This window comes from Nocardioides pyridinolyticus, assembly GCF_054653575.1.
Genome location: NZ_BAAIFY010000025.1, coordinates 1 through 22,596 on the forward strand (window position 1 = coordinate 1; position 22,596 = coordinate 22,596).

Annotated in this window: 21 protein-coding genes and 1 pseudogene; 15 read left to right on the plus strand and 7 right to left on the minus strand. The window is 73.3% G+C overall.

The features are described 5' to 3' along the window. Together ACYQ0U_RS18175 and ACYQ0U_RS18180 are read right to left on the minus strand one after the other, a co-directional pair. The coding region (locus ACYQ0U_RS18175) for a rhodanese-like domain-containing protein (RefSeq protein WP_459975295.1) at positions 1–335 on the minus strand (335 nt) is incomplete at its 3' end. A 23-nt stretch (positions 336–358) separates the two neighbouring features. After that, positions 359–1,225 (minus strand): Fpg/Nei family DNA glycosylase, encoded by an 867-nt coding sequence (locus ACYQ0U_RS18180; RefSeq protein ID WP_459975296.1) that lies wholly within the window; start codon positions 1,223–1,225, stop codon positions 359–361. 147 nt (positions 1,226–1,372) lie between these two features. Between ACYQ0U_RS18180 and ACYQ0U_RS18185 the strand changes: the two genes are divergently transcribed. The 5 genes from ACYQ0U_RS18185 (at position 1,373) to ACYQ0U_RS18205 (ending at position 5,090) form a co-directional block, all read left to right on the plus strand. Next, on the plus strand, positions 1,373–1,627 hold the full coding sequence (locus ACYQ0U_RS18185; RefSeq protein WP_459975297.1) for a hypothetical protein: 255 nt from the start codon (positions 1,373–1,375) through the stop codon (positions 1,625–1,627). Positions 1,628–1,777: 150 nt separating this feature from the next. After that, complete coding sequence (locus tag ACYQ0U_RS18190) at positions 1,778–2,965, plus strand: AAA family ATPase (RefSeq protein WP_459975298.1); 1,188 nt, start codon at positions 1,778–1,780, stop codon at positions 2,963–2,965. Positions 2,966–2,987: 22 nt separating this feature from the next. Then, the gene (locus ACYQ0U_RS18195) at positions 2,988–3,359 is read left to right on the plus strand and encodes a VOC family protein (protein WP_459975299.1); all 372 of its coding nucleotides are present in this window, start codon (positions 2,988–2,990) and stop codon (positions 3,357–3,359) included. Then, positions 3,356–4,144, plus strand: a complete 789-nt coding sequence (locus tag ACYQ0U_RS18200) for a glycerophosphodiester phosphodiesterase (RefSeq protein ID WP_459975300.1) — start codon at positions 3,356–3,358, stop codon at positions 4,142–4,144. The genes ACYQ0U_RS18195 and ACYQ0U_RS18200 overlap by 4 nt, the downstream gene beginning before the upstream one ends. 10 nt (positions 4,145–4,154) lie before the next feature. Continuing rightward, positions 4,155–5,090 carry a DUF5926 family protein gene (locus ACYQ0U_RS18205; protein WP_459975301.1) on the plus strand — a complete coding sequence of 312 codons (936 nt, stop codon included), beginning with the start codon at positions 4,155–4,157 and terminating at the stop codon, positions 5,088–5,090. 134 nt (positions 5,091–5,224) lie between these two features. Here ACYQ0U_RS18205 and ACYQ0U_RS18210 read toward each other — a convergent pair whose 3' ends face one another. Together ACYQ0U_RS18210 and ACYQ0U_RS18215 are read right to left on the minus strand one after the other, a co-directional pair. Continuing rightward, positions 5,225–6,136, minus strand: a complete 912-nt coding sequence (locus tag ACYQ0U_RS18210) for an adenylate/guanylate cyclase domain-containing protein (protein ID WP_459975302.1) — start codon at positions 6,134–6,136, stop codon at positions 5,225–5,227. 16 nt (positions 6,137–6,152) lie between these two features. After that, complete coding sequence (locus tag ACYQ0U_RS18215; protein WP_459975303.1) at positions 6,153–6,527, minus strand: Crp/Fnr family transcriptional regulator; 375 nt, start codon at positions 6,525–6,527, stop codon at positions 6,153–6,155. A 110-nt stretch (positions 6,528–6,637) separates the two neighbouring features. Here ACYQ0U_RS18215 and ACYQ0U_RS18220 point away from each other — a divergent pair, with 110 nt between their 5' ends. Continuing rightward, entirely contained in the window at positions 6,638–8,149 is a 1,512-nt protein-coding gene (locus ACYQ0U_RS18220) for an amidohydrolase (protein WP_459975304.1), read from the plus strand. Positions 8,150–8,309: 160 nt separating this feature from the next. Here the strand turns inward: ACYQ0U_RS18220 and ACYQ0U_RS18225 are convergent, their stop codons facing one another. Further along, positions 8,310–9,197, minus strand: a complete 888-nt coding sequence (locus ACYQ0U_RS18225) for an SGNH/GDSL hydrolase family protein (protein WP_459975305.1) — start codon at positions 9,195–9,197, stop codon at positions 8,310–8,312. A 55-nt stretch (positions 9,198–9,252) separates the two neighbouring features. Between ACYQ0U_RS18225 and ACYQ0U_RS18230 the strand changes: the two genes are divergently transcribed. From ACYQ0U_RS18230 to ACYQ0U_RS18245, 4 genes are all read left to right on the plus strand, one after another. Continuing rightward, positions 9,253–10,167: a cation diffusion facilitator family transporter gene (locus tag ACYQ0U_RS18230; RefSeq protein WP_459975306.1), complete on the plus strand. Its 915-nt coding sequence runs from the start codon at positions 9,253–9,255 to the stop codon at positions 10,165–10,167. 134 nt (positions 10,168–10,301) lie between these two features. Next, positions 10,302–11,438: a glycoside hydrolase family 3 protein gene (locus ACYQ0U_RS18235; protein WP_459975307.1), complete on the plus strand. Its 1,137-nt coding sequence runs from the start codon at positions 10,302–10,304 to the stop codon at positions 11,436–11,438. Between the two features lie 31 nt (positions 11,439–11,469). After that, the gene (locus ACYQ0U_RS18240; RefSeq protein WP_459975308.1) at positions 11,470–12,363 is read left to right on the plus strand and encodes an ROK family protein; all 894 of its coding nucleotides are present in this window, start codon (positions 11,470–11,472) and stop codon (positions 12,361–12,363) included. Then, positions 12,360–13,241, plus strand: a complete 882-nt coding sequence (locus tag ACYQ0U_RS18245) for an N-acetylglucosamine-6-phosphate deacetylase (protein ID WP_459975309.1) — start codon at positions 12,360–12,362, stop codon at positions 13,239–13,241. Before ACYQ0U_RS18240 ends, ACYQ0U_RS18245 begins: the two co-directional genes overlap by 4 nt. 35 nt (positions 13,242–13,276) lie before the next feature. On the opposite strand, the pseudogene ACYQ0U_RS18250 reads toward ACYQ0U_RS18245, so the two are convergent. Beyond that, positions 13,277–13,648, minus strand: a pseudogene (locus tag ACYQ0U_RS18250) (mycothiol transferase); the annotation flags it as partial. Positions 13,649–13,668: 20 nt separating this feature from the next. On the opposite strand from ACYQ0U_RS18250, the gene ACYQ0U_RS18255 reads away from it, so the two are divergent. Beyond that, positions 13,669–13,884, plus strand: a complete 216-nt coding sequence (locus tag ACYQ0U_RS18255; protein WP_459975310.1) for a mycothiol transferase — start codon at positions 13,669–13,671, stop codon at positions 13,882–13,884. 119 nt (positions 13,885–14,003) lie between these two features. Next, the gene (locus ACYQ0U_RS18260; RefSeq protein ID WP_459975311.1) at positions 14,004–17,783 is read left to right on the plus strand and encodes a SpoIIE family protein phosphatase; all 3,780 of its coding nucleotides are present in this window, start codon (positions 14,004–14,006) and stop codon (positions 17,781–17,783) included. Positions 17,784–17,788: 5 nt separating this feature from the next. Here ACYQ0U_RS18260 and ACYQ0U_RS18265 read toward each other — a convergent pair whose 3' ends face one another. Beyond that, positions 17,789–18,940 (minus strand): PucR family transcriptional regulator, encoded by a 1,152-nt coding sequence (locus ACYQ0U_RS18265; protein ID WP_459975312.1) that lies wholly within the window; start codon positions 18,938–18,940, stop codon positions 17,789–17,791. Positions 18,941–19,023: 83 nt separating this feature from the next. Between ACYQ0U_RS18265 and ACYQ0U_RS18270 the strand changes: the two genes are divergently transcribed. From ACYQ0U_RS18270 to ACYQ0U_RS18280, 3 genes are all read left to right on the plus strand, one after another. Next, positions 19,024–20,148, plus strand: coding sequence for a ferredoxin reductase (locus tag ACYQ0U_RS18270; RefSeq protein WP_459975313.1), 1,125 nt, complete (start codon positions 19,024–19,026; stop codon positions 20,146–20,148). Then, on the plus strand, positions 20,145–21,380 hold the full coding sequence (locus tag ACYQ0U_RS18275) for a fatty acid desaturase family protein (RefSeq protein ID WP_459975314.1): 1,236 nt from the start codon (positions 20,145–20,147) through the stop codon (positions 21,378–21,380). Before ACYQ0U_RS18270 ends, ACYQ0U_RS18275 begins: the two co-directional genes overlap by 4 nt. A 201-nt stretch (positions 21,381–21,581) precedes the next feature. After that, positions 21,582–22,595: an ABC transporter permease gene (locus ACYQ0U_RS18280; RefSeq protein WP_459975315.1), complete on the plus strand. Its 1,014-nt coding sequence runs from the start codon at positions 21,582–21,584 to the stop codon at positions 22,593–22,595. The last annotated feature ends 1 nt before the right edge of the window (position 22,596 follow it).

The window sequence follows — 22,596 nt, forward strand, 5'->3', positions numbered from 1 at the left end:
ACGACCTGGGGCGGCTGGCCGGTCTCGCTCACCATGGGACGGCCGGCCGCCGCCCAGTCGAGCATGCCGCCCTCGAGGTTGACCGCCTCGTGGCCGTGCTGCTGGAGCCACATCACCGCCTGCGCAGAGCGGCCGCCGACCTTGCAGACCACCAGCACCTGCTGGTCCGCGGGCAGCTCGGCGACCCGCGCCGGCAGCGTGGCCAGCGGGATGTGGACGGCCCCCTCGATGTGGGCGTACTGCCACTCGACCGGCTCGCGCACGTCGAGGACCGTGAGGCCCTCCGGGAGCGGGTCCGGCACGCCGTCGACGGTCACGGTGGGGATCTGGGTCACGTGGCCGAGGCTACTCGCCCGGCTCACTTCAAGAACTTGCTCGTCCTGCGGTCGGCCAGCGGCTTGCCGCCGGTCTGGCAGGTGGCGCAGTACTGGAGGCTGGAGTCGGCGAAGGACACCTCGCGCACCACGTCGCCGCACACGGGGCACGTCTCGCCGGTCCGTCCGTGCACCGCGAGGTTCGACTTCTTCTCGCCCTTGAGCTCGCTGGCCGCGAGGCCGCGCGAGCGCTCGACCGCGTCACCGAGCGTGGTCCGCACGGCGTCGTACAGCACCTGGATCTCGTCGTCGCCGAGGTGCCCCGCGGGCTTGAACGGTGACATCTTCGCCGCGTGCAGGATCTCGTCGGAGTAGGCGTTGCCGATGCCGGCGATCGTCCCCTGGTGGCGGAGCACGCCCTTGAGCTGCTTGCCGCCCTCCTGCGCGAGGATCGCCTTGAGGGTGTCGACGGTGAAGTCGTCGGTGAGCGGGTCCGGCCCCAGGCTGGCGATGCCCGGCACGTCCTGCGGGTCGCGGACGACGTACGCCGCCAGGCTCTTGCGCGTGCCGGCCTCGGTGATGTCGAGTCCCGACTGGTCGTCGAGCGCCACCCGCAGCGCGAGCGTCGACTTGGTGCTCGCCTTCGGCGGGATCGCCGGCACCTCGTCGCGCCACCGCACCCAGCCCGCCCGGGCGAGGTGCAGCACCAGGTGGGTGCCGGACGCCTCGATGTCGAGGAACTTGCCGTGCCGGGTCACGTCGTCGACCAGCGTCCCCTCCAGAGCGGAGAGCGGCGGGTCGAAGGTCTTCAGCGCGCTGAACTGCGCCACATGGATCTTCGCGATCGCGTGCCCGTCGAGCCGGCCCTTGAGATCGAGGGCCAGCGCTTCCACCTCGGGGAGCTCGGGCACGTCGCCGAGTGTAGGTGGGTGCGGAGGCATACCCACGGACGATCCGTACGTTCGGCGGCCCTCCTGACCGCAGGATCGTCCGTGGCTACCCCGGCGGGGGACCCGGAACCAGTGACAGGCGTCGCCTCGCGGGCGCAGAATGAGGACGTGACCGCGGTCCGGCCGTTCCCGACTGAGGGGTCGATCTTCCTCGACGCCCGCGGGGGCGACCGTGCGCTGCGGGCCTCCTGGCACGAGGAGGCCGGGGTCGTGGTGCTGTCGCTGTGGCGCGACAACATCTGCGCCGGGTCGTTCCGCCTGACCATCGACGAGGTCCCGGACCTGATCGAGATGCTCCGCGCCGGCCTGGTCCGCGCCTACGACGCCGCGTGCACCCGCCTCGAGGCCGTCGAGTCCGCCTGACTCCGCCGCCTGACCCCGCCAGCTGTAACGCGGGGTTAGGAGATCTGGGCACCCCGTTCTAAGGGGTTCATAGATGTCATAACCCCGCGTTACAAGCGGCGGCGGCGCGTTGTCTACAGAATCCGCTAGAGAGCCGGATACCGTGCGAGCGTGGACCCGATCCGGAACCCGTACGCCCCGGGGGCAGGCCAGCGGCCGCCCGAGCTGGCCGGCCGCGACCGAGAGCTGGAGCAGTTCGAGGTGACCCTCGAGCGGGTCGCGGCGGGCCGGCCCGAGCGCAGCATGGTCCTCTCCGGCCTGCGCGGCGTCGGCAAGACCGTGCTCCTCAACGCCCTCCGCGGCCAGGCCGTCCGACGGGCGTGGGGGACCGGCAAGATCGAGGCCCGTCCCGACCAGAGCATCCGCATCCCGGTGGCGCAGACCGTGCACGCCGCCGTGCGGGAGGTCAGCCACCGGCACCGCGACCCCGACCGGGTCGATCAGGTCGCGGGCGTGCTGAAGAGCTTCGCGATGAGGACCGCCCTCGACGACCGCAAGGGCATGAGGTGGACGCCGCCGGTCGACGTGCCGGCTAGCAAGGGCCGTGCGGACTCCGGCGACCTCGAGCTCGACCTCGTCGAGCTGTTCACCGACGTGGCCACCCTCGCGCAGGACCTCGGCGTCGGCATCGCGCTGTTCGTCGACGAGATGCAGGACATCCCGCTGCCCGAGCTGGCCGCGCTCTGCGGCGCCTGCCACGAGATCAGCCAGCAGGGGGCGCCGCTCGTCGTCGTCGGCGCCGGCCTGCCGCACCTGCCGGTCGCGCTCGCCGCGTCCAAGTCCTACGCCGAGCGCCTGTTCCGCTACGTCTCCGTGGACCGCCTCCCGCGGGAGATGGCGGACCGGGCGTGGACCGTGCCCGCCGGCACGGAGGGGGCGGAGTTCGAGCAGGAGGCGCTCGACGAGCTCTACCGCCTCACCGACGGCTACCCCTACTTCGTGCAGGCCTACGGCAAGGTCACCTGGGACGCCGCGGTCACCAGTCCGATCACGGCCGCCGACGTCCACGAGGCCGCGCCCGAGGCGGAGGCCGAGCTCGCGGTCGGGTTCTTCGGCGCCCGCTACGACCGCGCGACGCCGGCCGAGCGCGACTACATGTCCGCGATGGCCGACCTCGGCGCCGAGCACGGCGACGCGGCGGTCGCGACCTCGGACATCGCCCGCCACCTCGAGCGCAAGCCGCAGTCGCTCTCGCCAGCCCGCGACGGGCTGATCAAGAAGGGCCTCGTCTACGCCGCCGAGCGGGGGAGCGTGGCGTTCACGGTCCCGCACTTCGGCAAGTTCCTCCGGTCCCGCTGACGCGGGCTGTCATCATCGAAGGGTGGACCTCGTCCAGATCGCCCAGCACGCCGACGACCTCGAGCGCGCGACCGCCTTCTACGCCACGCTCCTCGGTTCCGGGCCGACCGCGAGCTTCGACCCGCCCGGCCTGGTCTTCTTCGACCTCGGCGGGGTCCGGCTGATGCTGTCGACCGGCAGCGCGCCGGCCACGATCTACCTCCGCGCCGACGACGGCATCGACGCCGCGGTCGCCCGGCTCCGCGACACCGGGGTCACGGTGGAGTCCGAGCCGCACGTGATCTTCGGCCACGACGACGACACCCTCGGCCCCGCCGGGACCGACGAGTGGCAGGCCTTCGTCCGCGACACCGAGGGCAACCTCGTGGGCCTCGTGGAGCATCGAGCGCGATGAGACCGCAGGTCGTCGCGCACCGCGGCGCCAGCCACGACAACGCCGAGCACACCCTCGGGGCGTACGTCGCCGCGCTCGACGCCGGCGCGGACGGGCTGGAGTGCGACGTGCGGCTGACCGCCGACGGGCACCTGGTCTGCGTGCACGACCGCGACCTGCGGCGTACCGCCGCCAACAAGGGCGTGGTCTCCACCATGGAGCTGGCCGACCTCGACCAGCTCGACTTCGCGGCGTGGAAGAACCCGTGGGCCGACCTCGACGACGAGGCGCCGGCTCGTGACGAGCGCCTGGACCGGGTGCTGACGCTGCGGACGCTCTTCGAGACCGTGGCCGACTACGACCGCCGCGTCGAGGTCGCGATCGAGACCAAGCACCCGACCCGCTACGGCGGCCTGGTCGAGCGCCGGCTCGTGGAGATGCTGCGCCACTTCGGCTGGGACCAGCCGGGGTCGCCGGCGCGGGTGATGAGCTTCAGCTGGACCGCGCTCCAGCGGGTCGACCGCCTCGCGCCGGCGGTCCGGAAGGTGCAGCTGATCGACAAGGCGCGCCACTGGCCGGTGCTGCGCCGGATGATCGGCGAGGACTGGCTGGTCGGACCCGGCATCGAGGCGCTGGCCGAGCACCCGGGGCTCGGCCCCCGGATCACGGCGTCCGGGCGCGACCTGCACGTGTGGACGGTGAACACCCCGGCCCACCTCGACCTGTGCCTGGAGCTCGGCGTGAAGGCGGTCATCACCGACCGCCCGGCCTACCTGATGGAGCAGATGGAGCAGCGCGGGCTATAGGTTCTCGGGCATGGCGAAGAAGTCCCGCACCAAGGCCCGTCCGGCGCAGACCGACGGTGACGTCAACCCGCGTCAGCCCTGCCCGTGCGGCTCGGGCAAGCGCTACAAGGCCTGCCACGGGGCGGCCGGCGGGGCACCCGCGCCGTTCGTGAGCCGCCCGTTCGAGGGCATGCCCGGCGAGTGCGACGTGGTCGCCCTGCGCGAGCTGGTGCCGGCGGCGACCGCGCCGCTGACCCTGAAGGACCACCCGGACCGCGAGGTCGTGCTCTGCTCGCTGCTGCCGATGGCCGCGCCCGGCATGGTGCGCGACAGCGGCGCGATCTGGCTCGGCATGCAGGTCCAGCACAACTTCGGCGACGTCTCCCGCGACCTGGGCGCGGTGCTCACCAGGGCACTGGACGCCGAGCCCGGCATCGTCGGCCTCACCGACCCGCCGGGCGAGGGCCCGCGCCTCCAGGACCTGGTCGCGAACGACACCCTGGACGTGACCGTCCACGACGGCTTCGAGTTCTGGATCGCGGACGTCGAGGGCGGCGACCGCGCCGCGATGACCGCGGCGCTCGAGCAGGCCAACGGCGCGGCCTCGCCGACCGCCCGGCTGACGTCGGTCGAGGCGGCGTACTGGACCAACGTCGGCTCCAAGGAGCACCTGCGGTGGGTCATGCCCGAGCCCGAGGGCCCGCTGCTCGACGCGCTCGCCCGGCTGCACGCCGCCGGCCAGGACGTGCTGGTCGCCGACTCGCGGTTCGTCGGCATGTTCCGCGCCCACGGCCTGCTCGCCCCGGTGTGGGACCTGCCGGTCGGCACCGGCGCCGAGGTGCTCGAGGAGCCCGCGGCCCGCTTCGCCGCCGACCTGGCCGAGGCGCTCGCCGACTCCTCCGACCTCACCGCGGAGCAGCGGTCCGCCCGATCGGGCCTCGCCAACCGTCAGGTCACCCTGCGCTGAGCCGTGTGACTCTCGTCGCCTCGGTCACGATCGGCGTGTGAGTTGTGTCCCGGGTGCCGGGCACGTAGATTCGCAGCGCTCGGTCGTTGTCGCGTCCCCCGTCGGCAACGGCCGAGCCCTTTACTTTCCGGCTGCTATCTCGCGGGCGGTTCGGCTCGCCGCAGCACGTGCGGCTGGAGCCGCGCGTAGCCCTTCACCGAGGCCCGCGGCACCGGCTTGAGGCGGTACGCCGGGATCTCGGCCAGCGCCTCGCACGCGCCCCGGTCCACGAGCACGGTGCCCGGCCGCGCGACCGAGGTCAGCCGGGCGGCGACGTTCACCGTCGGTCCGAACACGTCGCCGAGGCGGCTCACCACGTCGCCGTACGCGAGCCCGGCGCGGACCTGGGGGAAGGGCTCCTCCCGCTCGGCCAGGAGCAGGACGGCCTCGGCGGCCTCCTCGGGGCGGTCGGCCACGAACATGACCTCGTCGCCGATGGTCTTGATGATGCGCCCCCCGTGCTCGACGACGACCTCGGTCGCGGCGTCCTCGAAGCCCTCCAGCCAGGCGACCAGCTCGGCCTGGTCGAGCCGCTTGCTGCGTGAGGTGTAGCCGACGATGTCGACGAAGGCGACCGCCAGCGGGCTGGCCGCGCCGTCGGCCTCGTCGAGGGTCCGGGCGGCGGCGCTCGCCAGGTGCCGGCGCCAGGCGTAGGACTGGAGCTGCTCGACCCGGGCGAGCAGCGTGTCGGCCATCGCGTCGTCGGGATCGACCTCGGCGAGCAGTTCGGCCTGCCACTCGGCGAGGCGGGCGAAGCTGCGCCCCCACGTGCGCACCAGCGCCGCCTGAGAGTCGGGTCCGATGACGCCGAGCTCGATCAGCTCGCGCGCCTGCCGCAGCGCGACCACGTCGGCCTCGGTGAACGCCCGGTCGTCGTCCGCCGCACGCGGGAAGCCCAGCATCCGCCAGAGCTGCTCGGCGACCTCGATGGGCACGCCGGCGCGCTCGGCCACCGCGACGCGGGTGAGGTGCGGCCGCTGCCCGAGCAGCTGCGCCTCCAGGTCCATCCGGCCTACTCCGTGCCTACTCGGAGCCGAACCGCTCGAGCGCGACCGCCTCGAGCGCCGACGAGAAGGTCGGCATCTCGTCGCACAGGCGGCGGACCGCGTCGTCGGTGAAGTGGATCATCTCCAGCGGCGTGAGGGCGACGATCGAGGCGGTGCGCAGCGAGTGGTTGACGATCGCGGCCTCTCCGACGATGTCGCCCGCCCCGAGCTGGGCGATCTCGCGGCCGTGCTGCCGCACGGAGACGGTGCCGTCGAGGATCAGGTACGCCTTGTCGGCGGGCGTCTGCTCCCAGATCGGCGACCACCCCTCGGGCACGCGCACCCGGGTGCCGGACGCGCTGATCCGGGCGATCTCCTCGGGGGAGAACCGGTCGTAGAACGAGTCAGCCATCAATCAGTCCTCTGCGGTGGGTCCCTCCCCCTCCCGCGCCGATCTTCCCCGAGGGGTACCCACCGAAACCGGGTCCAGACCAGTGGGCCGGACCGGTTACCGTTCGCGTCGTGTCGAGCCTGCTGATCCGCAACGCCCGCCTGGTGCCGCTGCAGCCCGGCGAGTCCGCACCCGACCACCTCGTCGACGTCGCCGTGACCGACGGCGTCGTCACCGCCGTCGCCCCCGGCGCCGAGCGCCCGGACGCAGCCCACGTCGTCGAGGCCGGCGGCCGGTGGCTGGTCCCGGGCCTCTGGGACCAGCACACGCACCTCACCCAGTGGACCCTCGCCTCGCAGCGCCTCGACCTCGGCGCCACCCGGTCGCCCGAGGAGATCGTGCGGCTGGTCGCGGAGCGGATCCGCGAGTACCCCGAGCTCCCCGTCGTCGGCTGGGGTCACCGCACCGGCACTTGGGACCGCGAGGCCACCGTCAGCGAGCTCGACGCCGTCTCCGGCGACACCCCGGTCGTGCTGATCAGCGGCGACGGCCACCACGCCTGGCTCAACACCACCGCGCTCCTGCACCTCGCGATGCCGGTCCGCGACTCGGTCGTGCGGGAGAAGGAGTGGTTCGCGGCGTACCCCCGCCTGGTCTCGGTGGTCGGCGCCGACGGCACCTCGCCGGAGGCCTACCGCCGGATGCTCGACACCGCGGCCGCGCAGGGCATCGTCGGCATGGTCGACTTCGAGTTCGGCGCGAGCATGGAGGGCTGGGCCGGCCGCTGGTCCGAGGGCTGCGACGTCCTGCGCATCCGCTGGGCGACGTACGCCGACACGCTCGACGACGTCCTCGCCGTCGGCCTGCGCACAGGGGACATGCTGCCCGGCTGCGGTCCGCTCGCGACGATGGGGCCGCTCAAGATCATCAGCGACGGGTCGCTCAACACCCGGACCGCGTGGTGCTGCGAGCCCTACGGCGACGCGCACCGGCTGGAGTACCCCGCCGGCCAGCCGAACCAGTCGGGCGAGGAGCTCCGCGAGCTCTACCGTCGCGCGCACGCGGGCGGCCTCGAGGTCGCCTGCCACGCGATCGGCGACGCGGCCGTCGAGGACGCCCTCTCGGCGTTCGCCGAGACCGGCGCGCGCGGGTCCATCGAGCACGTGCAGATGGCCCGGCGCGAGGACCTGCGCCGGATGGCCCGGCTCGGCATCCGGGCGAGCGTCCAGCCCGCGCACCTGCTCGACGACCGCGACCTGACCGAGCGCGTGTGGGGCGAGCGGTCCGAGCGGTGCTTCGCGTTCCGCTGGATGCTCGAGGACGGCGTCGACCTGGTGCTCGGCTCGGACGCCCCGGTCTCGCCGCTCGACCCGTGGCTGGCGATCGCCGCCGCCGTGCACCGCAGCGCCGACGAGCGCGAGCCGTGGCACGCCGAGCAGGCGCTCACCGTCCGCGAGGCGCTGGCCGCGTCGGTCGACGGTCAGCCGATGGTGCGGCCGGGCTCGCGGGGCGACCTGGTGCTGCTCGACCGCGACCCGCTCGGGCTCCCGGGGGGCACGGCGGAGGTGGGCGGCGCGCTGCGCGGGATGGCGTCCGCGCTGACGGTCGTCGCCGGCGTACCCGTGCACGACACGATCAGCTGAGCTCGACACGCCGGGGCTCAGGCGGCGGGTTTCACCGGGTACCCGGTGAAACCCGCGCGACACGCCGAGGCACACCGGCGTGTCGGGCGGGTTTCGGCGGAGAAGCTCAGCCGAGCTCGGCGATCGCCGCGCGGACGTCGACGACCAGCACGGCGTCCTGTCAGTCCGCGAGCTCCTCCAGCACGAGGTCCGCGACGGCCTGCTGCTCGACCGCGAGCGGGTGGTAGGCCAGCGCGGTGGTGGCGGAGGTGACCCGCCCGTTGATCCACGGCTCGTCGGCGCAGATGTCGTGGCCGGCGCTCGGCTCCCAGAGGTCCACGAACTCGACTCCCGCCTCCTCGGCGGCCCGCTCGACGGCCCGGGCCAGACCATGGTTGATCGTCCGCGCGAAGGCGTAGTCGCCCTCGGCGAGCGGCAGGTCGTCGCAGGTGCCCGATGCGGGGATGAGCTGCGGGTAGCCGATGAGCAGGATCCGGGCGTCCGGGGAGCGCTCCTCGATGCCCGCGACGACCTGGACGAGGTTGTCGGTGATCCGCGCGAGGATCCGGTCGATGTCGCGACCGCCACGGGCCGCGTCGGTGCACGGCGAGCCGGTCGGGTCCTGCGACGCGACCGCCACGCAGTTGCCGAGCGTGCCGCCGAACAGCCGCTCGTCGTTGCCGCCCAGGCCCACCGTGACCAGGTCGGTGCCGGGCCGGAGCGCGTCGAACTGCGGCGGCACGGAGCCGCCGTCCCCGGCCTGCGGGCGGAGCGTGTGGCGGGTGGCGGCGCTGCTGCAGCTCACGTCGGTGAGCTCGGTGCCGGGCAGCTGCTCGGCGACCAGCGCCGGGTAGTTGACCGCCGAGCGCAGGCAGCGGGTCGAGGTGTCGGTGGGGGGCACCAGCGGCGCGGCCGTGTAGGAGTCGCCGAGCGCGACGTACTGGTCGTACACCGTCGGCGCGCCGACCGGTGCGCCGGTCTCGCGGGCGGGCAGCGGCTCCGGCTCGGCGTCGCCCGAGCAGGCCGTCAGGGCGGCGGCGAGGGCAACGGCGGCGAGGAGCGGACGCATGCCGACGACCGTACGTGCGTCGCGTGGGTCACACGCCTGGGGGTACGGAGGGTGCGTGTTCACCGTCCTCGTCGCGCTGACCGCCAACGGGCTGCTGGCGATCGCGAAGTCGGTCGCGGCCGCGGTCACCGGCTCGGCCTCCATGGTCGCCGAGGCCGCGCACTCGTGGGCCGACACCGGCAACGAGGTCTTCCTGCTGGTCGCCGAGCGGAAGGGGGCCCGTCCGCGCGACGAGAGCCACCCGCGGGGGTACGGGCGCGCGACGTACATCTGGTCGCTGGTCGCGGCGTTCGGGCTGTTCTCCGCGGGCGCGGTCGTGTCGATCTGGCACGGCCTCACCGAGCTCGCCGCCGAGGGGCCGGAGGAGACCAGCTACCTGGTGAACTACGTGGTGCTGGGCATCGCGTTCGTGCTCGAGGGGACGTCGTTCCTCCAGGCCACCCGGCAGGTGCACGGCGCCGCCCGCCAGCGCGGCCTGCACCCGCTGCGCTTCGTGGCGCGCACGTCGAACTCCACGCTGCGCGCTGTGTTCTTCGAGGACTTCTCCGCGCTGCTCGGCATCCTGCTCGCCGGCGGCGGCATCGCGCTGCACCAGCTGACCGGCGACCGGGTCTGGGACGCGGTCGGCTCGATCGCCGTCGGCGTCCTGCTCGCGCTGGTCGCGGTGTTCCTCATGCGCCGCAACATGGACTACCTGCTGGGGGAGGGGCTCAGCCCCGACCTCCGCTCGCGCGTGATCGGGCAGCTGCTCGACCACCCGGCGATCGACCGGCTGACCTACCTCCACGTCGAGTACGTCGGACCGCAGCGGCTCTTCGTCTTCGCCGCTGTCGACCTGACCGGCGACGACCCCGAGCCGCACCTCGCCGTCCGCCTGCGGCAGACCGAGGCCGACATCGAGCAGGATCCGCTCATCGAGGACGCGATCCTCACCCTCGCCCTGCCCGACGAGCCCGCCCTGCGCCCCTGACGACGTTGAGTTGGGCCTTGCTGCCCGTTGAGTCGGGGGCATGGTCCCGCGGGCCGCTTGACGACCGATGGGTTCGTGCGTTGAGACTGACCAATGCCGGATGGTGGGCGGCCTACCTCCGGGACGGTCAACGGATGAGTCTCGAACGCCTCGCGCTCGGTGTCCTGCTCCCGGCCTTCCCGGGTACGACGCTGCCCGGCGACTGGGCCGAGCTGTTCGACCAGGGCCTCGGTGGCGTCTGCCTGTTCGGCAGCAACACCGCCGCCGGGCCGCACGCCGTCGCCGACCTCGCTCGCTCGATCCGCGCAATTGCGCCGTTCGCGGTCATCGCGGTCGACGAGGAGGGCGGCGACGTCACCCGGCTGCACGCGCTGACCGGCAGCCCGGTGCTCGGGCCGGCCGCGCTCGGTGCGGCGGACGACCTCGAGCTCACCCGCGCCACCGGCCACGCGATCGGCAGCGAGCTGGCCGCGGTTGGCATCGACCTCGACCTCGGCCCGGTCGCCGACGTGAACACCAACCCCGACAACCCGGTGATCGGGACGCGCAGCTTCGGCACCGCCCCCGCCCGGGTCGCCGAGCACATCGCCGCCTGGGTGGAGGGGCTCCAGGCCGCGGGCGCCGCCGGCTGCGCGAAGCACTTCCCCGGGCACGGCGACACGGCGCAGGACAGCCACCTCGAGCTCCCAACCGTCGACGCGCCCCGCGCGACACTGGAGGCCCGCGAGCTGGTGCCGTTCGGGGCATCGGTCCGGGCCGGGGTCGCCTCGGTGATGACCTCGCACATCGTCGTACCCGCCCTCGACGCGGAGCTCCCCGCGACGCTGAGCGCGCCGGTGCTCGGGCTGCTGCGCGAGGACCTGGGCCACGACGGCGTGATCGTGACCGACGCGCTCGACATGGCCGGGGCCTCCGCCGGCCGGGGCATCCCCGAGGCCGCGGTGCTGTCGCTGAACGCCGGCGCCGACCTGCTCTGCATCGGCGCGGACCCCGGCCGACCTGGACGAGGACGCCCAGCGTGGCGACCGCGGCGAACATCGCGATCGGCGAGGTCCCGTGGGGCCTGCCGCCCGACCGCGTCGTCGCACCGGGGGAGCCCGTCGCCGGCGACCGGCCGGTGGTCCTTCAGGTGCGCGACGCCCACCGCCGTCCCGACATCGTCCCCACCGGGGCCGCGGTCGTGGTCGAGTGAGGGTGGCCGGGTCCCTACGACGACGTACCGCCGCGGATCTGCACGAACGGGTACTCCCGGCCGGGGGCCGTGGCCCTGACGGACGAGCTGCGGAAGGCAGGGTGGGAGCGGTGAACGTCGGTCTGGACATCGGTGCGACCAAGACGCTCGGGCTGGTCATCGACGATGCCGGCGAGATCCTCGCCGAGGTGCGCGAGGCGACCGAGCCCGGCGCCGACGGCGTCCTGCGCACGGCCGCCCGCGTGGTCGAGGCGCTGCGGGCCGCGACCGGCGAGCCACTGACCGGCACCGTGGGCGTCGGAGTCCCGGGCCTGGTCGACCGCGCGGACGGCACGGTGAAGCACGCGGTCAACCTGGGTCTCGAGGGGGACTGGTTCGCGCTCGGCGAGCGCCTCGGCGAGCGGCTCGGCGTGCCGGTCGTCGTCGAGAACGACGTCAACGCCGCGACCCTCGGCGCGGTGAGGATGAGCGGCGAGGACGACCTCGTCTACGTCAGCATCGGCACCGGCCTGGCCGCCGGCCTCGTGCTCGAGGGGCGCCTCCGCCGCGGCGACCACGGCGCGGCCGGCGAGGTCGGGCACCTCCCGGTCGCACCCGACGGCGCCCTCTGCGAGTGCGGCCAGCGGGGCTGCCTCGAGACCATCGCGTCCGGTCGGGCGCTCGCGACCGCCTGGCCCTCGGCCGGCCACGTCCCGCCGGCCCAGGCGCTCTTCGCCGCCGCGCAGGACGGCGACGAGAAGGCCGTGACCCTGCGGGACGAGTTCGCCGCCGGGCTGGCCGCGGCCATCCGCGTGCTCGCACTGGCCGTCGACCCGCGCACCGTCGTGCTCGGCGGCGGCGTCGCCCAGCTCGGCGAGCAGCTGCGGGTCGCGGTGGCCTCCGCGCTGCGCGAGCAGGCCGCGACCTCGCCCTTCCTCGCCTCGCTCGACCTGGCCGGTCGACTGCGCGTGGTGCCGACCGACTATCCCGTCGCGGCCGTGGGCGCCGCGCTGCTGGGCCGATGAGGGTCCCGGGCCTCGTCGACGCCCAGGTCAACGGCGCGGCCGGCATCGACCTCACCGCGTCGCCCGACCGGCTGTGGGAGGTGGCGTCCGCGCTGCCGGCGTACGGCGTCGTGGCGTTCGTCCCCACCGTCATCACCTCCGATCCCGAGGCCCGCGCGGTGGCGCTGGCGACCCTCGCGGCCGGACCGCCCGCCGGCTGGGAGGGCGCCGAGCCGCTGGGCCTGCACTTCGAGGGGCCGATGATCTCCCCGGCCCGTCGGGGGGCGCACCCGGAACACTGGCTGCGGCCGCCGTCGCCCGACCTCGTCGACGGCTGGTCGCGCGAGGCGGGGGTCATCATGGCCACGATCGCCCCCGAGCTGCCGGGCGCGCTCGACGTGATCGCGCGCTTGGTGTCCGAGGGCGTGGTCGTGTCCGTGGGGCACACGGACGCGACCGCGGCGCAGGTGACGGCGGCGCTCGACGCCGGCGCCACGGTGGTCACGCACCTGGGCAACGCGATGCCGCCGCTCCGGCCCCGCGAGCCGGGCCCGGTGGGCGCCGTGCTCGGCGGGGCCGACGTGGTCGCCGGCCTGATCGTCGACGGCCACCACCTCGATCCGCTGTTCGTGCGGGCGGCCTGGCGGGCGCTGGGGCCCTCCCGCTTCCTGTCGGTCGCCGACACCACCGCGGCGCTCGGGCTGCCCGACGGGCCGACCCGCCTCGGCGACCAGGACGTCGTCATGGCGGCCGGCACCGTGCGGCTGCACGGTCGACGAGGCGGTCGAGACGGCGACGACCGTCCCGCTCGCCCTGCTCGGCCTGCCGCCGCGCGAGGAGACCGTCGAGCTGGAGCTGGGCATCGGCACGGTCCAGCGGAGTTCGGGTCGTGTGCCTGAGCACGCTCCATAGCGCGTGCTCAGGCACGACCCGTTCAGCGACCAGTCACCTCGTCGATCTGCTCGCGCAGGATGTCCATGTGGCCGAGGTGGCGGGCGACCTCGGCGATCTCGTGGTGGAGCACCCACCGCAGCGTCTTCGGGCCGGTGTCACCGACCGGCAGCGCGGTGAGCGTCTCGGCCGACTCCGCGGCCGCGATGTGCCGGTCGGCCTCGGCGATCGCGGCCCGGTAGTCCGCGACCACCGACTCCGCCGAGACGGATGCCGGCACCACCATGGTCCAGTCGATATCGGCGTACGCCGGGTCGCCGCCGAGGTGGTGCGCGAACCACCAGCGCTCCCCGTCGGCGAAGTGCTTCACCAGGCCGAGCAGCCTCGTGTCCGAGGCGACCAGCCGGCGCCGACGCTGCTCCTCGGGTGCCCGGCATGACCGAGATCGGGATCGGACAGGAGCCCCCGCTCACCGACGACGAGGGCCGCCACCCGAACGCGCGACGGATCGTCCTCGACCTGATCGAGGAGTACGGCCGCCACGTCGGCCACGCCGACCTGCTCCGCGAGTCCGTCGACGGCCTGGTGGGCGAGGACCCGGCGCCGGGCACCTTCCCCGGTACCTACACGGCGGTGTCGGGCTCTTCCTGAGCGGGCGGCGACCGCTGGCTGCGGTGTGACAGGGTGTCCCGAAGTGCAGACGCTCCGCGTCTGGGGTACGACGCCCCCATGCACCGACGGCACGGGAGGCTTCCGGGGGTGGACGCGCGATGACTCGCGACCCTGCACAGGGTGCGGCGCGCACCATGCGCGAGACCTTCGAGGCCACGGGGCGGGTGGGCGCCGACCTGCTCGCCGTGGACTGGGCGACGACCCCGCTCGGCGACCCCGAGCACTGGCCGCTCAGCCTCAAGAACGCCATCCGCATCCTGCTGACGTCGAAGTTCTCGATGTGGATGGCGTGGGGCCCGGAGCTGACGTTCTTCTGCAACGACGCCTACCGCCGCGACACCCTCGGCAAGAAGTACCCCTGGGCGCTGGGCCGGCGCGCCGACGAGGTCTGGTCGGAGATCTGGGACGACATCGGGCCGCGCATCGAGCACGTCATGGCCTCCGGGGAGGCCACCTGGGACGAGGCGCTGCTGCTCTTCCTCGAGCGGTCCGGCTACGCCGAGGAGACCTACCACACCTTCTCCTACAGTCCCCTCGCCGACGACGACGGCTCGGTCGCGGGGATGCTGTGCGTGGTCGCCGAGGAGACCCAGCAGGTCGTCGCCACCAGCCGGATGGCGCTGCTGCGCGACCTCGGCGTCCGGATCGGCGCTGCGGGCGACGAGCAGTCGGCGGTGGCGGAGGCGTGCGGGCAGATCGCCGCCGACGGGCGCCTCCTGCCGTTCGCCGCCGTCTACCTCTTCGCCGACGACGGCGAGACCGCCTGGCGCGCCGGCACCGCGGGCATCGGGGGAGACCACCCGGCCGCGCCCCCGCTGCTCCGCGCGGAGTCGCCGGACCCGGAGTGGCCGCTCGTCGACCTGTGGGAGGGCCGGGCAGCCGTCGTGCCGCTGACGGGCCGCTACGACCGCCTGCCGCGCGGTCGCTGGCCCGAGTCACCGGTGGAGGCGTACGTCGTGCCGCTGGTCCAGGCGGCCGCGGACCACCCGTACGGGTTCCTCGTCGCCGGCCTCAACCGCTACCGGCCCTTCGACGAGAGCTACCGCGACTTCGTCGACCTGGTCGCCGGCCACCTCTCGACCGCGATCTCGGACGCGCGGGCCATCCAGGTCGAGCGCGACCGGGCCGAGCAGCTGGCCCGCCTCGACCAGGCCAAGACCGACTTCTTCGCCAACGTCAGCCACGAGCTCCGCACGCCGCTCACGCTGCTGCTCGGACCGGCCGAGGACGCGCTCGCCGACGACACGACCGCGCTGCCGGCGCCGCAGCGGGTCCGCGTGGAGACGATCGCGCGCAACGGGCAGCGGATGCTGCAGCTGGTCAACACGCTGCTCGACTTCTCGCGCCTGGAGTCCGGTCAGGCCCGCTCGTCCTTCCGGCGTACCGACCTCTGCTCGCTGACCAGCGAGCTGGCCGCGATGTTCCAGTCGGCGGCGGAGCGTGCCGGCCTGCGGCTCGAGATCGACTGCGAGGCCGGGCTGATGGCCTACGTCGATCGCGACCAGTGGTCGAAGGTCGTGCTGAACCTGATCTCGAACGCGCTGAAGTTCACCTTCGAGGGCGGCGTCTCGGTGAGGCTCGGCGTCGAGGACGAGCAGGCCGTCCTGCGCGTGATCGACACCGGGACCGGCATCCCCGAGGCCGACCAGCCCCGGCTCTTCGAGCGGTTCCATCGCGTCGCCGGCTCCCGGTCGCGCACCCATGAGGGGTCGGGGATCGGGCTGGCCCTGGTGGCCGAGCTGGTCACGGCGCACGGCGGCTCCGTCGAGGTCGACAGCGTCGAAGGCGCGGGCTCGACCTTCCTGGTCCGGCTCCCGCTCGGCCACGACCACCTGCCGGCGGACCAGGTCGAGCACGAGACCGGCGTGCTCGCGGTGGCGGCCGACGGGCTGACCCGCAGCATGGTCGCCCAGACCCTGAGCTGGCTGCCCGACGAGGCCCGCCCGCGGTCCGAGCTCCCGGACCCGGCGGGGCAGGGCTCCCGGGCGCGGGTGCTGGTCGTCGACGACAACGCCGACATGCGGGCCTACATCGCCGACCTGCTGCGGCCGGAGTACGACGTCGCGGTCGCCGCCGATGGCCTGGACGCGCTCGCCCAGATGGCCGAGGCCGCGCCCGACCTGGTGCTGACCGACGTGATGATGCCGCGGGTCGACGGCTTCGAGCTGCTGCGGCGGATGCAGGACGACCCGGCACTCACCGCGGTCCCGGTCGTCATGCTGTCCGCGCGGGCCGGCGAGGAGGGCACCCTGGAGGGCCTCGAGGCCGGTGCCAACGACTACCTGGCCAAGCCGTTCTCGAGCCGCGAGCTCCTCGCCCGCGTGCGGGTGAACCTCGAGCTCGACCGCGAGCAGCGGGTGCGCCGGGCGCTCGAGCGCAGCGAGGAGCTGCTCGACCAGGCGCAGCGACTGGCCGGGACCGGCAGCTGGGAGGTCGACCTGGCGGCCGACAGGATCACCGGCACGCGGGCGTTCCACGAGATGCTGCAGATGTCGCCGGAGGACATGGAGCGCCTCGGCGCCTCGCGCGTCATCGCGTCGCTCGTCCACCCCGACGACCTCGACCGCGTCAACGCGGAGCTCGTCGCCGCTGTCCCGGGCCAGCTGGTGGCCTACGAGGCCCGCGTCGTGCTGCGGGACGGCCGGGTGCGACTGCTGCAGGTCCGGGGCGAGGTCACCACCGACCACCGTGACCGGAGCGTGCTGCGCGGCTCCTTCCAGGACATCACCGACCAGCGGGCCACCCAGGAGCGCCTGATCGCCGCCGAGGCCGAGCGCGAGGCAGCCGCCCGCGAGCGCCTCATCGCCGACGAGCTCCAGGCCAGCCTGCTGCCGGCGAGCGAGTTCGACCTGGCCGCGGTCGAGGTGGCGACGTTCTACCGGGCCGGCGTCGAGGGCACCCACGTGGGCGGGGACTGGTACGACGTCATCGAGCTCGGGGCCGGGCGTACGGCGTTCGTCATCGGCGACGTCATGGGCCGCGGGGTCCGGGCCGCCGCGGTGATGGGTCAGCTGCGCTCGGCCACCCGTGCCTACGCCGCGCTCGACCTCACGCCGGTCGAGGTGCTCGAGCACCTCGACCAGCTCGTGCAGGAGATCGGGACCAACCAGATCGTGACGTGCGTGTACGCCGTGCACGACCCGGCCGAGCACACGCTGACCTACGCGAACGCGGGCCACCTGCCGCCGCTGCTCGCGCGGCACGACCTCGTCGAGATCGCGGCCCGCATCGACGCCACCGGCCCGCCCCTCGGCGCGGGCTACTTCGGGATGGAGTCCTCGGTCGTCGAGCTCGAGGTCGACGACGTCGTCGTGCTCTACACCGACGGCCTCGTCGAGCGACGCGGCACCGACCTCTACACCGGCATCGCCCGCCTCGCCGAGGCGGTCCGCGCCCGCGCGGACGACCCGATCGACCGGCTCCCGGCCACGCTCGCCGAGGTCCTCCTCGACGGCGAGGCGGACGACGACATCGCGCTGGTGCTGCTCAAGGTGCGGGAACCGGAGGACCGCAGCGTCCAGCTCCGCCTGGACACCGACGGCGAGGCGCCCCGGGAGGCCCGGCGCGCGGTCCGCCGCCAGCTCGCGAGCTGGGGGGTGCCGGAGGAGGCGGCCCACGAGCTCGAGCTGATCACGAGCGAGCTGGTGACCAACGCCTTCGTCCACGCCCGGCCGCCGATCGACCTGCACCTGCGCCACAGCGCGAACGAGGTCGTGCTCGAGGTGCAGGACCGCGCGGTGCTGCGGCCCCGGCGCCGCCGGCCGGACGACGACGACGAGCACGGTCGCGGCCTCAACATCATCGAGGTGCTGGCGACCGACTGGGGCACCCGCTCCTCGGAGTCCGGCAAGACCGTCTGGTGCACCCTGCGGGTCTGACCCGCTCAGCCCAGCGCGACGGTCAGCGCGAGCACGGTGTCCGGGTCCTCGAGCCGGTCGCCGTAGAGCTCGCGCAGCTGGCCCATCCGGTAGCGCACGGTCTGTGGGTGCACGAACAGCGCCGCGGCGACGTCGTCGCGCCGGCCCTGGTGCAGCAGCCACGCGCGCAACGTGTCGGCGAGCTTCTCGGCCGTGCTCGGGCGCAGGCCGGCGAGCGGAGCCAGGAGCTGGGTGCGCAGGTCGGCGCGGGCGTCGGCGTCGGCGTCGAGGACCAGCTCGACCAGGTGGGCCTCGGTGTCGGCGCGCAGGCCGGCGGCGTACGCCCGCAGCGCCCGGTCGTACGACGAGCGCGCCTCGAGCCACGGCCGAGCGGGCCCGGCCAGCGCCTCGCGGTCGGCGAGGGTCCGCAGCAGGACGGCGCGCCGGTGGGCATGCGCGTCGGGCACGAGCAGCAGGACGCGGTCGTCGAGGTCGGGCGGGTCGGCGACCGCGAGCGTGGCGGGGGAGACCGCGTTGAGCACCGGGCGCACCTGCGACTCGGGCACGATCACGGCGGTCAGGGTCTTCGGCGGCTCCCAGCCGGCGCGCTCGGCGGCGGCCACCACCTGGTCGACCGGGGAGCTGCCGAGCAGATGGTGGGCGACCCGCTCGAGCAGCCGCTGGCGCACGCGACCGGTCGTGGCGAGCTCGTCGGTGTGCCCGGCGACCGCGGCGGCGGACTGCTCGTCGATGTAGGCGAACACCAGCTCGGCGAAGTCGGCCAGCACCTCGGCCCCGAGGCCGTGGCGCACCGCGGTGGTGGAGAGCTCGCGCCACGCCACCCGGGCGCCGATCCGGTAGGCCGACAGCAGGGCGTCGGTGGTGCGTCCGCTGCGGGCCTCGCCGCGGCCGAGCTGGTAGGACCCGTCGACCGCGGAGGGCGCCCTGAGGTCGACCGCGCGTCCCCGGCTGGCCAGCGTCAGGAAGCCGCCGAGGGCGAGCTCTACCGCGTTGCTGATGGTCTCGCCCATCGGGCCCGAGAAGGCGTCGCGGTAGCTCGGCACCTCGTCGACGATCGTGGCCACCACGTCGTCGGCCAGCGTGGGCAGCTGGGCGTGCATCGCCGCCAGTGCGTCCGGCGGCACCTCGAGGTCGAACCCGGTCGTGCGACGGTCCATCTTGTCTCCTGCGAACAAATGTGACGCAGATCTTCACGTCTGACGGTCATGATCTTACGCTCTGGGGCCAGCACACTGGACACATGAGCTTCGCTGTCCCGACCTCCGGCTCCTCGGGGTTCAGCCTGCGGCAGAGCCTGCGCCGGGTCGCCGAGGCCGCGGTCACCCCGCTCGACGTCGGCGACGTCCTCGACGTCTTCAGCCCGCTGCGCCGCGGCCGCGACGGCCTCCAGGGCCGGATCGTCTCGGTGGTCCCGGAGACGGCCGAGTCCGCGACGATCCTCATCAGGCCCGGTCGCGACTGGGCGGGCCATGTGCCGGGGCAGTACGTCCGGATCGGGGTCGACGTCGACGGCGTCCGCCTCTGGCGCACCTACTCCCTCACCCACGGCCCCCGCCAGGACCGCTGCATCAGCATCACGGTCAAGGCGATCCCCGGCGGCGTGGTCAGCAACCACCTCGTGCACCGGGTCCGTGCCGGCACGATGGTCCAGCTCGAGCAGGCCGAGGGCGAGTTCGTCCTCCCGCAGCCGCTGCCGGACAAGCTGCTCCTGGTCACCGCCGGCTCGGGCATCACCCCGGTGATCGGCATGCTGCGCAACCTCTTCTCGCGCCGCCGGGCGCCGGGCGTCGACATCGTCCTGGTGCACGTCAACCAGTCCGCCGACACCGCGATCTTCCGCGACGAGCTCCGCGCCCACGGCGACGCCGGCCGGATCACGCTGGTCGAGCGGTACGACGACGTGCACGGCCTCCTCGACGTCTCCGACCTCATCGACCTGGTGCCGGACCTCGACGAGCGCCTCGCCTACGGCTGCGGCCCGGCCGGCCTGCTCGACGCGCTCGAGGCCCACCACGAGGCGCGCGGCCTGAACCTCACCACCGAGCGGTTCCGCGCCGTGCTGGTCGAGCCCGGCGACGGCGGCACGGTCACCTTCGCCGACGGTCGTGAGATCGAGGCCGACGGCGCCACCCCGATCCTCGACGCCGCCGAGTCGGCCGGCGTCCTCATGCCCAGCGGCTGCCGGATGGGCATCTGCATGGGCTGCGTCGTCCCGATGAAGCAGGGCGCCGTCCGCGACCTGCGCAACGGGGCGGTCACCGTCGCCGTCCCGGGTGAGACCGACCCGGCCGGCGTACCGATCCAGACCTGCATCAGCGCTGCGGCTGGTGCCTGCCACATCGACGAAGGAGCGCGCTCCCGATGACGACGATCACGAAGAAGCCCGTGAACCCCACCGCCCACCTCACGCCCGAGGACATCGAGCAGATCGGCATCGAGCTCGACGCGATCCGCCAGGACGTCCTCGACGACCGCGGCGAGCGCGACGCGGCCTACATCCGCAAGGTCGTCGCCGTGCAGCGGCGCCTCGAGCTCGGCTCCCGCGCGGTGCTGCTCGGGTCGGCGCTGCCGCCGCTGTGGGTGCTCGGCACCGTGGGGCTCTCGGTCGCCAAGATCCTCGAGAACATGGAGATCGGGCACAACGTCATGCACGGCCAGTGGGACTGGATGCGTGACCCGAAGATCCACTCGACCACGTGGGAGTGGGACAACGCGTCGACCGCCGAGGGCTGGAAGCACGCGCACAACGAGGTCCACCACACCTACACGAACATCGTCGGCAAGGACAACGACCTCGGCTACGGCATCATGCGCGTCGACGAGGACCAGCGCTGGCACCCGATGTACCTCGCCCAGCCGCTCTGGAACTTCATCAACGCCTGCTTCTTCGAGTACGGCATCGCGGCGTACGACCTCGAGCTCGGCCGCAACCTGCGGATCCCCAAGGAGAAGCGCTCGGCGGAGTTCAAGGCGAACCTGGCGAAGACGCTGAAGAAGATCCGCAAGCAGGCCACCAAGGACTACGTCGTCAACCCGGCGCTGGCCATCCCGTTCGGCGGCTTCCTGCCGGCGCTGGCGGCGAACTTCACCGCCAACGTGGTGCGCAACCTCTGGTCGCACTCGGTGATCATGTGCGGCCACTTCCCCGAGGGCGTCGAGACCTTCGAGAAGAGGTCGATCCCGGACAACGAGACGCGCGGCCAGTGGTACCTGCGCCAGATGCTCGGCTCGGCCAACATCTCGGGCTCCAAGCCGATGCACATCATGACCGGCAACCTCTCGCACCAGATCGAGCACCACCTCTTCCCCGACCTGCCGAGCAACCGGTACGCCGAGGTCGCGCCGCGCGTGCAGGCGCTGTTCGAGAAGTACGAGCTCAACTACCACTCCGCGCCGCTGCCGCAGCAGGTCTACTCGGCCTGGCACCGGGTCGTGCGGCTCTCACTCCCGAACGGCTGGCTCGCCACCACCAACGCCAGGAACCTGCCCGAGCAGGCCAAGGTGCTCTGGGCCATGACCACCAAGGGCCCCAAGGTCCGCCGGGCCGCGGCCGCCCGGCTCGAGCAGCTCGCCCGCCGGAAGGCCGCCGAGGCCTGACGTAGCACGATGACCGCTGTCTGAGCCGCCCGGCGAAGGTTCGCCGGGCGGCTCCGGTATGTCAGTCCCACGACTTCGGGCGTCCCGGCTCCGTGAGGCGCGCAGCGGGTGACCGGCGAGCTCCTTGACGCTGTCGAGCGGCTGTGATTACACTCACAGCCGCACTACAAACGTTTGCAGTCAGCTGTCGTGGAGGGCTCGATGCAGATCCGTCAGTACGTCCTCCGGCGACTGATGATGCTGCCACTGATCATGCTCGGCGTGTCCGTCGTGGTGTTCACCCTGACCCGGTTCACCGGGTCGCCCGTCGGCATCTATGCGACGCCGAACATGAGCCCCGACCAGGTCGCTGCGCTCGAGCAGCGCTACCGACTCGACGAGCCGATCCCCATCCAGTACCTCTACTGGCTCGGCGGAGTGCTCCAAGGTGACCTCGGCTGGTCCGGCGTCTCGGTGGCGCCGGTGACCGAGGTCGTGCCCCTCAAGCTCGCCGCGACGCTGGAGCTGGCGGTCTGCGCCGGCCTGCTTGCGGTCCTCGGCGGCATCGCGCTCGGCACGATCGCGGGCGTGCGCCGCAACCGTTTGCCGGACCACCTCGCGCGTCTGTTCTCGATCAGTGGTGCCAGCACTCCGACGTTCTGGTTCGGGCTCCTGCTCCTCATCCCGTTCTACGTGGTGCTGGCATGGTTCCCGCTGGGTCGCGCGACCCCGGAGGTCTACGACCGGATCACGCACGTCACGAACCTCTACACGGTCGACGCGCTCCTCAACGCAGATCCCGGGGCGTTCGCCGACGCGATCTGGCACCTGGTGCTCCCGGCCGTGACCCTGGGCTTCTCCGCGATGGCGATCATCGTGCGGATGATGCGGTCCTCGATGGTCGAGAAGCTCTCGGAGGACTACGTGGACGCGGCACGCGCCAAAGGTCTGCCCGAGCGCCAGGTGATCCGGCGCCACGCCCGGCGCAACGCGCTGGTGCCGACGTCGACCGTGATCGGCCTCAGTTTCGGCTTCCTGCTCCAGGGCTCCGTGGTCGTCGAGCTCATCTTCCGATGGCCCGGGATCGGCCAATGGGTCACCGACGCCATCCTGTCGGGCGACCAGGCCACGATCATGGCCTACGTCCTCGTGACCAGCCTCATCTTCATGACTGTCAACCTCGCGGTGGACGTGACCTACGCCTACCTCGACCGCCGCGTCGTCCTGGAGGGTTGAG

Excerpts from the sequence above, each read along its gene's own strand:
- ACYQ0U_RS18245 (WP_459975309.1), top strand. The coding sequence starts at position 12,360 with ATGAGGGTCCCGGGCCTCGTCGACGCCCAGGTCAACGGCGCGGCCGGC.
- ACYQ0U_RS18205 (WP_459975301.1), top strand. The coding sequence starts at position 4,155 with ATGGCGAAGAAGTCCCGCACCAAGGCCCGTCCGGCGCAGACCGACGGT.
- ACYQ0U_RS18270 (WP_459975313.1), top strand. The coding sequence starts at position 19,024 with ATGAGCTTCGCTGTCCCGACCTCCGGCTCCTCGGGGTTCAGCCTGCGG.
- ACYQ0U_RS18215 (WP_459975303.1), bottom strand. The coding sequence starts at position 6,527 with ATGGCTGACTCGTTCTACGACCGGTTCTCCCCCGAGGAGATCGCCCGG.
- ACYQ0U_RS18275 (WP_459975314.1), top strand. The coding sequence starts at position 20,145 with ATGACGACGATCACGAAGAAGCCCGTGAACCCCACCGCCCACCTCACG.
- ACYQ0U_RS18255 (WP_459975310.1), top strand. The coding sequence starts at position 13,669 with ATGACCGAGATCGGGATCGGACAGGAGCCCCCGCTCACCGACGACGAG.
- ACYQ0U_RS18280 (WP_459975315.1), top strand. The coding sequence starts at position 21,582 with ATGCAGATCCGTCAGTACGTCCTCCGGCGACTGATGATGCTGCCACTG.
- ACYQ0U_RS18260 (WP_459975311.1), top strand. The coding sequence starts at position 14,004 with ATGACTCGCGACCCTGCACAGGGTGCGGCGCGCACCATGCGCGAGACC.
- ACYQ0U_RS18265 (WP_459975312.1), bottom strand. The coding sequence starts at position 18,940 with ATGGACCGTCGCACGACCGGGTTCGACCTCGAGGTGCCGCCGGACGCA.
- ACYQ0U_RS18225 (WP_459975305.1), bottom strand. The coding sequence starts at position 9,197 with ATGCGTCCGCTCCTCGCCGCCGTTGCCCTCGCCGCCGCCCTGACGGCC.
- ACYQ0U_RS18235 (WP_459975307.1), top strand. The coding sequence starts at position 10,302 with ATGAGTCTCGAACGCCTCGCGCTCGGTGTCCTGCTCCCGGCCTTCCCG.
- ACYQ0U_RS18200 (WP_459975300.1), top strand. The coding sequence starts at position 3,356 with ATGAGACCGCAGGTCGTCGCGCACCGCGGCGCCAGCCACGACAACGCC.
- ACYQ0U_RS18210 (WP_459975302.1), bottom strand. The coding sequence starts at position 6,136 with ATGGACCTGGAGGCGCAGCTGCTCGGGCAGCGGCCGCACCTCACCCGC.